This window comes from Bacillus sp. ISL-57, from assembly GCF_018613135.1.
GTDB lineage: Bacteria > Bacillota > Bacilli > Bacillales > DSM-1321 > Peribacillus > Peribacillus frigoritolerans.
This window is the reverse complement of sequence record NZ_JAGGQV010000004.1, coordinates 149,344-163,339: the sequence shown is the minus strand read 5'-3', so window position 1 is coordinate 163,339 and position 13,996 is coordinate 149,344. Positions and strand designations below refer to the sequence as shown.

The 13,996-nt window shown below is 41.7% G+C and carries 14 protein-coding genes and 2 pseudogenes; 5 read left to right on the top strand and 11 right to left on the bottom strand.

All coding sequences use genetic code 11. The annotated features are described in order from the left end of the window. Positions 1–66 precede the first annotated feature (66 nt). The 3 genes from J7I90_RS09190 (at position 67) to J7I90_RS09180 (ending at position 2,583) form a co-directional block, all read left to right on the top strand. Positions 67–1,650 carry a gamma-glutamyltransferase family protein gene (locus tag J7I90_RS09190; RefSeq protein ID WP_214770795.1) on the top strand — a complete coding sequence of 528 codons (1,584 nt, stop codon included), beginning with the start codon at positions 67–69 and terminating at the stop codon, positions 1,648–1,650. 69 nt (positions 1,651–1,719) lie between these two features. Continuing rightward, a complete protein-coding gene (locus tag J7I90_RS09185; protein WP_214771367.1) occupies positions 1,720–1,869 on the top strand; it encodes a CapE family protein in 150 nt (49 codons plus the stop codon). An 84-nt stretch (positions 1,870–1,953) separates the two neighbouring features. Beyond that, positions 1,954–2,583: a poly-gamma-glutamate hydrolase family protein gene (locus tag J7I90_RS09180; RefSeq protein ID WP_214770793.1), complete on the top strand. Its 630-nt coding sequence runs from the start codon at positions 1,954–1,956 to the stop codon at positions 2,581–2,583. A 5-nt stretch (positions 2,584–2,588) separates the two neighbouring features. On the opposite strand, the gene J7I90_RS09175 is transcribed toward J7I90_RS09180, so the two are convergent. From J7I90_RS09175 to J7I90_RS09165, 4 genes and pseudogenes are all read right to left on the bottom strand, one after another. Continuing rightward, positions 2,589–3,791: a C40 family peptidase gene (locus J7I90_RS09175; protein ID WP_214770791.1), complete on the bottom strand. Its 1,203-nt coding sequence runs from the start codon at positions 3,789–3,791 to the stop codon at positions 2,589–2,591. 810 nt (positions 3,792–4,601) lie between these two features. Next, a pseudogene (locus J7I90_RS28115) lies at positions 4,602–5,231 on the bottom strand (methyl-accepting chemotaxis protein); the annotation flags it as partial. Between the two features lie 318 nt (positions 5,232–5,549). Next, positions 5,550–6,470: pseudogene (locus J7I90_RS28110) on the bottom strand (PDC sensor domain-containing protein); the annotation flags it as partial. Positions 6,471–6,958: 488 nt separating this feature from the next. Beyond that, entirely contained in the window at positions 6,959–7,477 is a 519-nt protein-coding gene (locus tag J7I90_RS09165; protein ID WP_214770787.1) for a DJ-1/PfpI family protein, read from the bottom strand. Positions 7,478–7,612: 135 nt separating this feature from the next. On the opposite strand from J7I90_RS09165, the gene J7I90_RS09160 reads away from it, so the two are divergent. Further along, positions 7,613–8,008: a winged helix-turn-helix transcriptional regulator gene (locus J7I90_RS09160; RefSeq protein ID WP_214770785.1), complete on the top strand. Its 396-nt coding sequence runs from the start codon at positions 7,613–7,615 to the stop codon at positions 8,006–8,008. A 534-nt stretch (positions 8,009–8,542) separates the two neighbouring features. On the opposite strand, the gene J7I90_RS09155 is transcribed toward J7I90_RS09160, so the two are convergent. The 6 genes from J7I90_RS09155 to J7I90_RS09130 all read right to left on the bottom strand — a co-directional run bounded on the left by J7I90_RS09155 (position 8,543) and on the right by J7I90_RS09130 (position 12,516). After that, positions 8,543–8,776, bottom strand: a complete 234-nt coding sequence (locus J7I90_RS09155; RefSeq protein ID WP_251025191.1) for a hypothetical protein — start codon at positions 8,774–8,776, stop codon at positions 8,543–8,545. Between the two features lie 76 nt (positions 8,777–8,852). Continuing rightward, positions 8,853–10,103: an MFS transporter gene (locus J7I90_RS09150; protein ID WP_214770783.1), complete on the bottom strand. Its 1,251-nt coding sequence runs from the start codon at positions 10,101–10,103 to the stop codon at positions 8,853–8,855. Positions 10,104–10,695: 592 nt separating this feature from the next. Beyond that, the gene (locus tag J7I90_RS09145; RefSeq protein ID WP_214770781.1) at positions 10,696–11,181 is read right to left on the bottom strand and encodes an SRPBCC family protein; all 486 of its coding nucleotides are present in this window, start codon (positions 11,179–11,181) and stop codon (positions 10,696–10,698) included. Positions 11,182–11,203: 22 nt separating this feature from the next. Then, a complete protein-coding gene (locus J7I90_RS09140) occupies positions 11,204–11,716 on the bottom strand; it encodes a GNAT family N-acetyltransferase (protein ID WP_214770779.1) in 513 nt (170 codons plus the stop codon). Positions 11,717–11,741: 25 nt separating this feature from the next. Beyond that, positions 11,742–12,260 (bottom strand): YfiT family bacillithiol transferase, encoded by a 519-nt coding sequence (locus J7I90_RS09135; RefSeq protein ID WP_396020124.1) that lies wholly within the window; start codon positions 12,258–12,260, stop codon positions 11,742–11,744. 91 nt (positions 12,261–12,351) lie between these two features. Beyond that, positions 12,352–12,516, bottom strand: a complete 165-nt coding sequence (locus J7I90_RS09130; RefSeq protein ID WP_214770775.1) for a hypothetical protein — start codon at positions 12,514–12,516, stop codon at positions 12,352–12,354. 312 nt (positions 12,517–12,828) lie between these two features. Here J7I90_RS09130 and J7I90_RS09125 point away from each other — a divergent pair, with 312 nt between their 5' ends. Then, complete coding sequence (locus J7I90_RS09125) at positions 12,829–13,266, top strand: GNAT family N-acetyltransferase (RefSeq protein ID WP_214770773.1); 438 nt, start codon at positions 12,829–12,831, stop codon at positions 13,264–13,266. Positions 13,267–13,326: 60 nt separating this feature from the next. On the opposite strand, the gene J7I90_RS09120 is transcribed toward J7I90_RS09125, so the two are convergent. Further along, on the bottom strand, positions 13,327–13,611 hold the full coding sequence (locus J7I90_RS09120; protein ID WP_053536026.1) for a transition state genes transcriptional regulator AbrB: 285 nt from the start codon (positions 13,609–13,611) through the stop codon (positions 13,327–13,329). Between the last annotated feature and the right edge of the window lie 385 nt (positions 13,612–13,996).

The following is a 13,996-nucleotide window of genomic DNA, read 5'->3' as shown; positions in this document are numbered from 1 at the left end:
TTATCACTGCCATTTGAAGAATGAAGACACACAACTTAGAATCTCAACGAAAAGGGGGAACAACCGATGATTAACCGTATGACGGGAAAAGTGCTCATATCTCTAAGCTTGCTCATATATATTGCTGGATGTTCGAAGACACCCCCTATTTCTGACACGAATGATCCGATAAAGAATAAAACGGAACAATCATATGGGGTCAGTTCTTCAAATCCAATCGCAATAGATGTCGGTATGGATATATTGGAAAACGGCGGAACGGCGGCTGATGCCGCCATTGCGGTATCGTATGTATTAGGTGTAGTCGAACCTTATGGATCTGGCGTGGGCGGCGGCGGCGGTATGCTGATTGCCCCGGAATCCGGCGAACCCGAATTTATCGATTATCGTGAATCCTCTCCAGAAGACCCAAGTTCAAGACACGATACAGGGATTCCTGGCTTAGTGGCCGGAATGCAGGTCATCAGTGATAAGTATGGGAGCGTACCAATGGCAGACCTTCTTCAGCCGGCGATAGATTTGGCTGAAGAAGGATTTGAAGTCGACGAATCGTTATCATCACGCTTAGAAGCGGCTCAGCCAAGGATATCTTCGGATGCGACTTCACTTTTTTATCCTGACGATGATGCCATTGAACCAGGCAAAACCCTCGTCCAGGAAAGACTTGCTGAAACATTGAAGGAAATCCAGCAGGAAGGTCCTGATGGTTTTTATAAAGGGGAAATTGCGCGGGATATTAAAAAGAAATCAGATATCGACTTGGTGGATTTAAAGCGCTATGAGGTGAAAGAACGGAAACCGGTCCAAGGAACATTTGCCGGTTATGATGTTTTTACCGCGCCTCCGCCCTTTTCAGGTATTACCGTTCTTGAAATGTTAAAGCTAGCCGAGGAAATGAACCTAGGTGATTCTTCAAGCAAATCAGCTTATATGAAAGTCTTGGGGGGCATTACAGATACTGCTTATCAAGATCGGACCGTCCATGTTGGAGATGGAATAAGTCACTCCAAGGCGGAAAAATTGCTCTCCCCCATTCACTTGGATAATCTTAAAAATAAGATCAAAAGTGAAAAATGGGAAGATAAAGAATCGAATGGCACTGAAGAACATGAAAGTACGACACACTTTGTGATAATGGACAAAAATGGCACTATCGTTTCCACAACGAATACGCTCAGTAACTTTTTCGGATCTGGGGATTATACAAATGGATTTTTCCTTAACGATCAACTGAAAAATTTCAGGTCCGGGTTGAACTCACAAAAGGCATATAAACGATCAAGAACTTTCACCGCTCCGACCATTCTCAAGAAACCTGGGCGGGAATCGATTGGGATCGGCTCACCAGGCGGTGATAGGATTCCGCAAGTTTTGATGCAGGTTCTTTATTCTTATACAGAAAATGAAGGCTCATTGCAGAATGTCGTCAATCGTAATCGGTTCGTCTTTGATGGAAAGAAGATTTATACAGAATCCAGGCTTTCGGATGAAACCGTATCCGACTTGGAAGATTCAGGATATGAAGTCATTCAGAAGATTTCCCCCATGTATTATGGCGGGGTTCAAGCACTCGTTAAAAATGAGAAAAATGGACAAATATCCGGAGCTGGAGATAAAAGAAGAAACGGAAGCTGGAAAGCTCAGCAATAAACAGGCAATCCAGCCCCTCCTTTTCTAAATATCATATGAATTTTAGCGTTGTATAAGGGGATTTTGAATATGAATATCGTAAAAAAAATAACAAGCTGGGTAATACCTGTCATTCTTGTAGCAGCCCTGCTTGTGACAATGAATACGTTTAAACGGACAGAAACGTTAACACCCGACGAGCAAAAGAAAATAGAACAATATACGACAGTCGAAAAATGAAAAAGCTGGGGCATCCCCGCTTTTTTTATTTTTGCCGTCAACGGGTATGGAAGATTAGATACTCTACAGATATGGAGGATTACCATGATTGAAAATAGCTATACCGATTTTTTTGAACTGCAGGAAAATGAACGAGAATACCTTGATTACCGCATCATCGTTCATCACAGGAATCCTGATATTGCAGTTCTAGCCATTCATGGCGGGAATATCGAACCAGGTACGAGTGAAGTTGCAGCCGCACTTGGAGAGAGACTTTGTGCAAGCACCTACCTATTCGAAGGCCTAAAACCAAGGGGCAACCAGGTCCTCCATATAACATCCCGCTTATTCAATGAACCGTGCGGCGTTTCGATGGCAGTGAACGCTCAAACCACCCTTTCGATCCATGGCCACTACGACGTACATAATGCGCTGGTTTACATTGGCGGAAGGAACGAACCATATAAGAACCTTATTCAGCAATGCCTCAACAAAGCTGGATTTCAAACTGATCATGCACCGCAGCACCTTTCAGGCATGAATGGAAACAACATCACCAACACATCCAAAACGGGTGCAGGCGTGCAATTGGAACTTTCCACAAAGCTCAGGAAAAGCTTTTTCAAAGGTGATGACTTTACCAGTAAGAACAGGGTCAATCACTGTAATCCTCTTAAACGGTTCGTTACTGCCATTGAAAAAGCCACTCTTGAATATAAACAGGTTGAATGACCTTCTTAGTTGATGAGGCTTTCGGCTTGACCGAAGCTTTCGAATTTCTCGGCAAAATAACCTGACGAAAGGTTGGAGATATGAACGCCGGTATTATCCGTTGTATGGAGAAAACGTCCATCACCCAGATAAATACCTACATGGGTCACACCCAGCCTTGTTCCCGTGTCCCTAAAAAATACTAAATCCCCTGCCTTCGGATTATCGATTTTGGGCACCAATGAGAAGTAATCCTCTGCGGAATCTCTTTTTACCGAAAGGCCCTGCTCCTTCATGACCCAATAAATGAAGCCGCTGCAATCCATTCCGGTCATTGGATCTTCTCCCCCGAAAACATAGGTGAATCCGCGTAAAGTGTATGCATACTTGATGACATCATATGCTTTATCATATGCAGCCTCATGGTTTACATAAAACGGATATAACGGGGTGCTGTATAGTTGAAGGTACTGCCCCTGCATCAACTCATCGGTATTTAAAGCGTTACGGCTTTTGATCGCACTCATGGAAATGCTGTAATGCTCCGATATACTATTAAGCGTCTCTCCCATTTGGACGATATGCTCTCCTTTAGGCGTGTATGTTTTGTACGCCACTTGGTATTTTGCAAAGTAATCTTCTGTAGTGGACCTCACCTGAACCGTTTCTGCACCATATCCAGAATTGACAAATTGGTTTTCACCGACATAAATGCCCGCAGTCACGACTTTTAAGCTTTCTTTTTCCAGAAAGAATATTATATCCCCAGTTTTCGGAGTGGCTGTATCCATCCCTTGCTTATAAAAACCATCTACTGTCAAACGGTCGACCGGTACATTTTGCCTGGAAAGCACCCAATGAATCAATCCGCTCGAATCGAACCCTTTTTCAGGCGTCTCCTCTCCAGCTGCCTTTTTAAACCCTATGAAAGATTTCGCATATTCCGCAATTTTTTTTCCTCTCTCCGACCATTGATAGATGGAAGGAGTATAAGCCGTTTGAATGATTGTCAACTTTTGGCCCGAAAATAACTTATCATCCGGTAAACCATTCGTCTTCATCAATTGCTCAGCCGATATATCATATGCCTTGGCAATCGATTCCACCGTTTCACCAGAGATTACAGTATGCACAGGATCTGCAGCCTCGGCCTTTAAACCAGGTAAGAAAGTGAAACTAACCATGAATACCAATGTCAGTATCATACAGTTTATTTTCCCATTAAACATTTTAACCTTCCTTTATACGCGGAAATATTTTTATTTTTATGATGTTCAAGTAAATCCAAATCATATGAACCTTCTATCCTATCATCCACTTGATTGGATGAGACTTAATGCTCACGACAATTATATTATCGGTAAATCCAATGAAACCTTTAGCCTGTTTTTTTGAAATATCAACAGTCGGATTCAATTAAACACCATTAAAGCAAATCTATATTCCTATACCTCATCGATAAAAGTTGGAACTCGAAGAATTCCTGGAGGATTTTGTTTATATTGGCAGTAAGGGTAAAGGTAGATTAGAGAAATCCCGGTCATGATGAAGTCGGGCATATACGGCTTGCCCCATTTATGATGAGGATGGCGATATAGGAGTGAACACTTTGAAAGATATAGTTTTGGAGGGGAAACGTATTTGAGGTTTTGCATGTAAACAAACGTAAATTGATTACCAAGGCGATGGATTTTGATCTGGAACCCAAATCCATCGGGATCAACCATCATCTAGCAGAAGTAAATAAAGGGAAAGCTAGTGGCTTTCCCCTCTCGTTACTATGAATCTATCGCATATAAATTTGTGCCAGCTTCTAATATCCGTGCCGGCTTGTCCGATTCCTATATATTATTCCCCTTTGTAAAAAAAGCATGGATACTTGACCCGATCCTCTAAATTGTACTTTTGTACTTCCATTGATTACGTCCACCATAAAGGGATGTCCCAGCGATTCACCTTTTTAGAATGATGCAGTGGCAATCTAACAAAAAAAAGGAGACCACTGTAATGGCCTTCCTTTTTGCAACACTTGTTATTCCCTACTTCTCTATCTGGAATTCCCCTAGCGTCTGCTCCAAATCATTTATTAACTGTGTAAGCTGCTGTGTATATTGAGCAAGTTCATTGGAAGAAGCAGCTTGTTCCTCCATCGATGATGCAATTTCTTCTGATGAAGCTGCCGTTTGCTGTGATACGGCGGTGATTTCTTCTATCACTTTAATAACCGTTTCTTTTTGTTGATTGATGCTTTCAATGGATCGTGTTTCTTCCTGAATCGAATTGGATATTTTCCCGACGGAATCTTCCAGCTCCTTCATGGCTTCACTTACCGTGTTCACGGCATTCTTCTGATCCTTGCTGATTTGATTCGTTTCATTGGTCGTTTTCAACAATTCCTCTGTATCTGTCAGAATGCTTTGGATGATTGCTTGAATGTTTTTTGTAGCTTCTTTCGAATCATCAGCCAAGCTCCTTACTTCATTCGCCACGACAGCAAAACCTTTGCCGGACTCACCTGCCCTTGCAGCTTCTATAGATGCATTCAAAGATAGTAAATTGGTTTGTTCCGATATTTTCGAAATGGCATTCGTGACATCGGAAATGGTTTTTGATTTTTCCACAAGTCTTAAGCTCATGCTGGTGACTGCAGAAAACGCCACTTCTAATTTATGATATGACGCTTCCAAACCACTTACCTGTTGTTTCCCTGACTCTATTTTTTCAGATGCAAGTTCCAATACGGATTGGGTTTCCCTCGATTTTTTTGATAACCCATCGATTTCTCCACTAAGGACCTGGATCGTACCCGCACCATGCTCCACTTGTTCAGATTGACTCGAAGCACCCGTTGCAATCTCTTCTATCGCGCGTGAAACATCTGTAATGGCCGCACTATTTTCAGCAGCTATTTGGTTTAAGCCGGCATTGGCACTTGTCACGGATTCCGCATTGCCGTTTACCTTCTCAACCAATCTTCTTAATTTCCCTAGCATCGAGTTATAGCTTTTGCTTAAGTCACCAATTTCATCATTGGATTTAATGGCAAATTCGGTCACTAAATCCCCACTCGCCGTCTTTTCTATGACTTTTTGGAAATCGGCCATGATTTTCGTTAACTTTCCTGCTAGATAAAGAGCACAAACCATCCCGAATAAAAGACCTAAAATACCTGATACCAGTACGATTCTAGTAATGTCATCCAGCTTGGATTGCAGTATTTTGTCTGGAGTGAGCGCCAACACATTCCAGTTCACTTCAGGGACCTTACTCCATTCACCTGTATAATCCTCACCATCCAACGTCAAGGATTGGTTCGCCTTTGCGCCCCTATTATACATGTCGGCCACCCACTTGAACTCTGAACTGAATCGGTCAGTGTCCGCAATGAAATCCTCCACCCCTTCTACCATGCCACTTTTGTCAGGATTCATATTCTTCCCGTCCATATCCTTCATGAATGAACTCACGATAAACCCTTGTGAATCCAATATCACCAGATTGCTAGTGGAATCTTTTTCGATGGTTGACCTCATTTTCCCGATTGTCGCAAGGTCGATATCATAACCCAGGGCCCCTGCCATTTTCCCGTCCGATAAAACGGGCGTGACAACGGAAGTCATGATCATTCCCGAACCTCCATCTTTATACACATCCATCCATTTCGTTTCTGGTCTTTCGGTCAGCTGCGTATAAGTCTTAGTCTCCCTGGCATCCTGATCGAAATCCATTTGGGGCGAAGCATACAAGGAACCATCCGATCCATCCATATAATAAACGGAAATTAAATCCTCATTGTTCTTTTGAAAAGTCTCTAACGTTTTTTGGATATCCTTGATTGAATCACCATTCTTGATCTGGTTGGAAACCAGCTGTGATAATTGCTCTATCGAATCTTCATACGTGGCCATGCTCAAATTGATTTGTGCCGCTGCATTTTGGGCCGAGCTTTCGTTGTTGGACGTACTATCTTCTTTAAAAATGGAAGTCACCTTTACCCCCATTATCGAAACGGATACGACTATTGCGAGTAAAACGGATGTACATATAAATAGTAGCCATTTTATCCGGAGCGATATCCTTCTCTTCACTTTTTCTTTTTTGTCTATCGATGAACTTCTCATCAATACTTCCCCCTTTTATTTGACCTGCAAATGCTCTTATGTGTGAAAACAAAGATTCAATCTATGCTTAAAATGGATCCTTCCTAAATTACGATCATTTACTTTATTTTTCCACATAAACATACTATATACCTATCCATTCCTTGTCAATCACCAATATTGGATAAATTGATAGGTCTAAAGATCGCATTCTGTTTTCAAATAAAAAAACCCTTGGATTGTATAGAATCCAAGGGTTTCACATAGGGGATATTAAGTCAGCAATAAAACGCGATTTAGCGTAATGCTGCAGCTAAGCTTTCTCCGAATTCTTTTGCACCATCCGGACCATCACCCGTTATGATATCACCATGAGCAACGACATGCTGTTTTACATATTCAGCGGCATTGGCTTTCAATTCGTCAATTTGAATATCAACTGGGTAACAGGCAGCTTTACGTCCAGAAAGCAAACCCGTTTTCGCTACAGTGACAGAACCTGCACAAATTCCCGATACAAGAACCTTTTGTTCATGTGCTTGTTTCAAAAAACTTTGCAGTTCTTGGTTACCCCATAGATGATCATTCGTACCTGATCCCCCAATTACAGCGACTGCATCATAATCACTTGCTGAAACTTCTGAAAAGGTAACCTCTGCCAAAGCCTTGCCTTGATAGTCACCAGTTATTTCTCCTGCTTTCGTACTGGCTATCGTTACTGCCACTCCTGCATTTTCCAATACTTCCTTCGGCTGAAATAATTCATCTTCATTAAAACGTTCTGGTGGTATAATTAGTAATGCTTTTTTACTCATATATATTGCCTCCTGAATTGAATTGTCTATGACACTCAAATTGTAACGCTCTTAATCGGCGCTGTGAAGAATGCACTTTTATGTGCGGAGGTTACCTTAAGGTTACTGGTAAATTAAAAAAAGGAGCTAATGTCCATGGCAGAAACATTAAGAGATGAAATCAAAGAAAAGATCTTGAACGGCTATTATAATTGCGAAAAAGAACTTACTTTATCCATATTCAGCGGCAAATGGAAAATCGTCATTCTATGGCATTTAGGTGTAGAAGGCCCACACAGATTCAGTGAACTTCAAAGGCTCTTTCCGAAAATATCCCATAAAATCTTAACGAATCAGTTACGTGAACTAATGGAAGACGGCATCGTCCATCGGGAGGTATATCCCGAGATCCCTCCAAAAGTCGAATATTCCATGACTGAACTTGGAATGACCTTGCTGCCGATCGTTGAAATGATGTATGAATGGGGAAGAAACAGGATGAATGAAATTAAACAAGAAATGCATATCAGTGAAAATGATGTGAATAAATAATGCATTCGTGACCCGAAAAACACCATTGTAAAATGGAAATGTTGCCTCCAGGCACTCGCTTTCCGCGGGCGGTCGGGGAGCCTCCTCGGCTTTCGCCTGCGGGGTCTCCCCTAGACGCGCTTTTCCCGCAGGAACTCGTACCTTCCGTTCCAATCAACTGGATCTTCTTTTTTAAGAAACATTGTAGGGAAACTGGCTCTTTTTCTCCAATTCGTCTACAGTCCGGCGGTTCCATCAATTTTTCGGCAAAAGGAAGTTTCGAATTGCTGACCAAGATTTTAAAAGTAAACTAATTTATCCTTCATGTTTTTTTACTGCAACCCTTAATCGATTGAAGAAATTTGATAACTGGCTAGACGAGACACCGCAGACGCTTGCGTCGAGGAGGCTTGGCAGGCAGTCGGCGGAAAGGGAGCGGATTTCTGAAATCAACTGGAACATTTTTTAAATAAAAAACTAGACCGACATAGAATATCTCGGTCTAGTGAATTCGAAGCTGATTCTTATCATGAAAAGGAAAGGTGAAAACTCATTTTACTTTTTACCCGGCTTGGTGAATTGCTGACCAATTGCACCTATTATTAAAATGATGATCGAAATGAGACTGTAGTCCTTAAAAAAGGTCGTAAATGGAATTTCCAGAAATAAGAAAGCCATCGTAATCAATCGTCCTATAAGCAGAATCAAACCGACAACTACCATCCAATTAAATAATCTTCCCCAAAAACCCATCTTTTCCTCCTTAGCCAATCGAATGATGACTTTCATCGTTTCATCTTTCTACAAGAATAAATATCCGGCATGCTTAAAAATCCTTCAGCCTGACATGTCGTTCCTTGCCCCATTACTCGGAGGCATCTTTGGAGATAGGTTTTCCGGCTTCGATCAACACTTTGCTGCCCAGTAGGAAAAAACCTTGAATGAACAGCAATATACCAGTTCCTATAAGCAGCCATTCTATTTTAATGATGTCGGATACCGGTCCGAATACAAGCATTCCCAGGGGCATCATGGAAGTCGAGATCATTCCTAAAACACCAAATACCCTCCCAAGAAGATCACCCTCGATCTTCTCCTGTAACAGAACCATGGACGGCGTATTAAAAATGGGCATCGCCAAGCCCACTACCCCCATGATGATCAAGTACATCCAAAAAACGGGGATGATTCCAAGAGCGAAAGTACAGGCACCAATTATAAGGCTGGCAAGAGTCATCGTATGGATCTTGTTTTTAAAGCCTCCCCATGAAGCCATGAAAATCCCGCCTAGCATCATACCGATGGCAAAGGTGATTTCTATCGCAGTCAACCGCCAAACATCATTCCCGAAAGAGCGTGTGACCTGAAGCGGTGTAAGGAATGCAACAGGTGCGGCAAGCACGAAGAAAAATGCGAAAAACATAAAGAACTTCTTAAGAAAATCGTGATTCCTGATATAACTGAAGCCTTCTTGCAAATCGGTGAAATAGCTGGTAGTTTGCTTTTGTAATGCCTTCGCATGTGCTGGAATTTTCAAAAAGGCCAGCAATGTGAAGATGGCAATTGCAGCTGTAATCACATCAATGAAGAAAATGGTTTCGATTGAAGCTATCGTAAGCAGCGCGCCGCTCACCATGGGGGAAACGAGCATCACCAGCGCTTGAATGCTTCCATTTGTCCCGTTCACCTTCGTAAGCTTATCCTCTGGAACAAGTTGCGGGAGAATGGCCCCTACTGCCGGAGTCTGGATTCCAGTTCCGATCGCGCGGACAGCGGACATGACGAAAAGCAGCCAAAGCTCATCGTAGCCGATTAAAAACAAGATGGCCAATACGAGCGTTGATATGGCAATCAAAGAATCCGACAGAATGATCAGTATCTTCCGATTATAGCGGTCTGCCCATACCCCCGCGATTGGGGAGAGTATGAAGGTGGGCACGAAACCACAAACGATGGATATTGTCATCATGACACCCGACTGTGTATTCAATGTGATATACCACATGATGGCATACTGGACCAGGGACGAACCAAAGAGGGATATCGTCTGACTGCCTAGAAAAAGAGTGATATTCTTTTTCCACTTGTCCTTTACTTGATCATTTAATGATTTCATCTCTTAAACACCTCATTTTATTTTCAATGCCCTAAAAAAAACACAGGCTATCTGCCTGTGTTAGAGTAAATGGATCAGAACCTATCTAAAGAAACCTGAGAGGATGACTATTTTCACGATAAAAAATCAATCTCCCCCTGGCCTTCGGTTTGGTCAATTCAATGGAGAATCTTACACCTATCCCAAAATGACCCTTGGATAGACAAAGTAATTCTCCCTTAATCATTCTTCTATTTTAAAGTCAACTGGAATCGTGAAAACCTTTGATCACAAAGGTTGCCGCGGCTTCAGCCGGACAGCAAAAAAAAGAGGTTGAAATCGTCTCTTTTTACTTAAATGCGTAAAATGAAGGTTTCCTTAAAAATAGACAGACCATTCCCATTTACCCTGCGGACGGCAGAGCTCTTGAACGTATTCAATTAACGGTTCAAAGATTGGAAACGCAGTCTGATATATGTCACAAGGAAAACCTCCATTTCTTAAAAGTTACAGCCATCTTAACATGGCACCAACTGGAATATCAACAAAAAACTTCCTTAGCAGAGGCATTTCTTCGGTTTAAGACCATCTTATGTATACACCTGCATTCCATTCATCCATCCATTCGTTTGACGGCGGCCGTATATTCCTTATGCCATTTTTCCCATGCATCCATTGGGAAATCCTGATGGTGTCCATCAAGTAAATCACTAAACATATCAAGGCAAATATGCCAGCCTGCCAGATCTTTTGATGTATGATCATTAACTGGCGTGATGGATTCTTTCAATACCAATGAGCATCCATCCTTTTCAGGGGATACCTCGAAACGAACCCAGCCGTCCCCCCATTCAAAATCTAAAACGGAAGCTTCCCGGAAGTCCCTGATCTTCATATCAAAAGATTTCCCTGACCCATCATTGAAATTGAATTTTATCGTCCCATCTTTTCGGAGGTCCTTCATTTCCAGGTTGGACATCCACTTTTCCACCTTATCATTCTCCGTTAAAGCACCCCATACCTTTTCAACCGGATGATTGAGCAGGCGATCGAATCTTGCGATAATCCCATTACGTTCTTTTTCGATTACAGCTTGCACTTGGATTCCCCCATTCAATTCGTTATCCGAGATTATTTTTATAATAAAAAATGGTCGGTTGAAATTCACCATTTGCAGATTTCGCATAATCAGGAATCCTGCCTGCCTGAATATATCCCAATGAGGTATACAGGAGATTTGAAGGATCTCCTTCCCTCGTATCCAGGACCAATAATGTCCGTCCCTCCTGTTTGGCCTTCCTCTCAGCCTCTAGCATGAGTGAACGTCCTATGCCATTTCTTCTATAACCAGTATGTGTCATTAATTTTGCGATTTCCGCTCGATGGCCGCCATTTTGCTTTGAACATAAATGTAACTGTACACTCCCGACAATCTTACCCTGCAACTTAGCGACAAACAGAATCACATCACGATCCATGGCACTACCCCAGTAATCAACGGCCTCAGACTGTTTCATGGGTGGTAAAAAACCGATGGACGCACCATCATCCACCACTTGCACCAAAAGGTCGGAAAGTTCATTAAGATGGTATCCGGTTGAAGTTAATTGTTCGATTTTCACCTCGGCATTCACATAATCACACCTTTCATAGTCATATTCACCATCCCTGTCGCTTTGATAAAGAAGTAATGTGAGCCAGATGATGGCATCCGTGCCATGAATAAATTCCTATATTTTCACCGACTGTCACCTCTCCTGAATCAGGATGGATGAATGTTCTGCTCAGGTCATCCGCATCAAGATCCGATAAAAGTTTGCCCATGCGGATATGTATACCTTCGATTAATGATAGAGAAACCTCAATCGGCAAATCATAATCAGGCAGCTCTGCCCATCGCCCCTCCTCATACGGTTTAATGACAGGACTTTCTTCCGTAAGGGCCAATTTGAAGCGAATAAACGCGTTCATATGGCTATCAGCAACATGATGCACCACTTGGCGGACCGTCCATCCTCCAGGACGATAAACCGTATCAAGCTGTTCATCATCCATGTTTCCTACTGCTTCCCTCAGGATCCGAGGCAAGGCTTCAATCTCGTTGAGCCACCCTTCGGCTACACCACTAGTAATTTCCCCGTCAAACTGAAACTTCCCAATCGGGTATCTTAAATCCATCTTCATTCCCCCTTGATGTTCAATAAAAATAGCATCTATATATATTCTTTATCGATTAATACAAATCCTTTTTCCGGCATACTTGCTTTGCTCAACTCACGGTAAACGCTGATATCTCATGATTACTGCTGCACTGTAATGCTTCTTTTACGAGTAAATTGGCCAATTTCACGAGTATTTGCTTCAAACTCACGAGTAAATCGACTAAACTCACGAGTATTTGCTTCAAACTCACGAGTAAACGCTGATATCTCATGAGATTGCTGCTGAATTCTATGGATAAATGCTCCTTTCACGAGTAAATCGGCTAAACTCACGGGTATTTGCTTCAAACTCACGAGTAAATCGGCTTAATTCACGAGTATTTGCTTCAAACTCACGAGTAAACGCTGATATCTCATGAGATTGCTTCTACCTTGGGTTAATAGCCCTCTACATGAAAAAATCAGAATGGTGCCTTTTTGTGCTCCATCCTGATTTTTGGGGCTGGAAAATGCGATCCAAAATTTGGCGGATCGCATAGTTAAATGGTAAGTTTAGAGTATTCTAACATTTGGGGGGGCCATTTATGAGCATACGGAAGGCTACATTACATGAGCTGGAATCACTGACGGAACTTTTTGATTTATACAGGGTGTTTTATGAGCAAACCTCTGACCCTGGTCGTGCAAGGGAGTTTTTAAGGGAAAGGCTGACAAAAGGGGAGTCTGTGGTTTTTATGGCGTTTGATGAAGGAAATCCAATTGGTTTTGTACAATTGTACCCTTCTTTTTCGTCTGTGAGTATGATGCGGTCATGGGTATTGAATGATTTATTCGTGAAGGAGTCCGCCCGTAAAAAGGGATTTGGCGAGGATTTATTGAATGCGGCCATTGCTTTTGCACGCGAAACAGGTGCTAAAGGTGTTTCACTGGAGACAGGCAAGGATAATGTGAAAGCACAGAGACTTTATGAAAAGATTGGTTTCGCCCGTGAATCGAACCATTTTTATTATTTCACCATTTAATAAAAAAAAGTGTAGGGAGGAACCTCCCTACACTTGGATGCTATTTATCTAGTATATTAATTATTTAGCAGTTTCCATGCTGGCTTGAATTTCTTTAATTAGAAGTTCGGCACCTTCTGGGCTAAGTATTAATTTACCGTCAGCAAGTTTCATATTGTCATCGGAAACTTCACCTGTAACCTGACAAGTCATGTTTGGTTTATATTTTTGAAGGATGATGCGCTCTTGTTCTACATAAATCTCCAGAGCGTCTTTCTCATTAATTCCTAATGTTCGGCGCAGTTCAATCGGAATGACTACCCGCCCTAATTCGTCAACTTTACGTACAATACCTGTAGATTTCATTTAATTTACCCCACTAACTTTCTTGCGAATGTTGCATTTATACATTTCGTCACCATTCGACATTATTTGCACTTCTATTAAGATACCACTACCTACCATATTCGTCAATTCTCGTATCTTCATATACTATCTGCCTCTATATGATTTTTATATTAAATATTAGTAATTCCTTCATAACACGCGCCACGACAGCGTTTGTCGCTTCTTTCTTTGGTATATATTTCTAATTTTAATATGGAAAATGGAAACGCCTTCATTCAATTCCAACAAGCATTCTTTTCATTTCATGTCGAATCTTGAAGAATGAATTTCAGTAGATTAAAAGAATCTTATTGATTTTCCTTTGCTTTTGAAGGACAATTTAAACTGATCGCTTATAATAATT

Excerpts from the sequence above, each read along its gene's own strand:
- J7I90_RS09190 (WP_214770795.1), top strand. The coding sequence starts at position 67 with ATGATTAACCGTATGACGGGAAAAGTGCTCATATCTCTAAGCTTGCTC.
- J7I90_RS09165 (WP_214770787.1), bottom strand. The coding sequence starts at position 7,477 with ATGAGTAAAAAAGCATTACTAATTATACCACCAGAACGTTTTAATGAA.
- J7I90_RS09150 (WP_214770783.1), bottom strand. The coding sequence starts at position 10,103 with ATGAAATCATTAAATGATCAAGTAAAGGACAAGTGGAAAAAGAATATC.
- J7I90_RS09185 (WP_214771367.1), top strand. The coding sequence starts at position 1,720 with ATGAATATCGTAAAAAAAATAACAAGCTGGGTAATACCTGTCATTCTT.
- J7I90_RS09155 (WP_251025191.1), bottom strand. The coding sequence starts at position 8,776 with ATGAAAGTCATCATTCGATTGGCTAAGGAGGAAAAGATGGGTTTTTGG.
- J7I90_RS09180 (WP_214770793.1), top strand. The coding sequence starts at position 1,954 with ATGATTGAAAATAGCTATACCGATTTTTTTGAACTGCAGGAAAATGAA.
- J7I90_RS09175 (WP_214770791.1), bottom strand. The coding sequence starts at position 3,791 with ATGTTTAATGGGAAAATAAACTGTATGATACTGACATTGGTATTCATG.
- J7I90_RS09125 (WP_214770773.1), top strand. The coding sequence starts at position 12,829 with ATGAGCATACGGAAGGCTACATTACATGAGCTGGAATCACTGACGGAA.
- J7I90_RS09160 (WP_214770785.1), top strand. The coding sequence starts at position 7,613 with ATGGCAGAAACATTAAGAGATGAAATCAAAGAAAAGATCTTGAACGGC.
- J7I90_RS09135 (WP_396020124.1), bottom strand. The coding sequence starts at position 12,260 with ATGGATTTAAGATACCCGATTGGGAAGTTTCAGTTTGACGGGGAAATT.
- J7I90_RS09120 (WP_053536026.1), bottom strand. The coding sequence starts at position 13,611 with ATGAAATCTACAGGTATTGTACGTAAAGTTGACGAATTAGGGCGGGTA.
- J7I90_RS09130 (WP_214770775.1), bottom strand. The coding sequence starts at position 12,516 with ATGAGATATCAGCGTTTACTCGTGAGTTTGAAGCAAATACTCGTGAGT.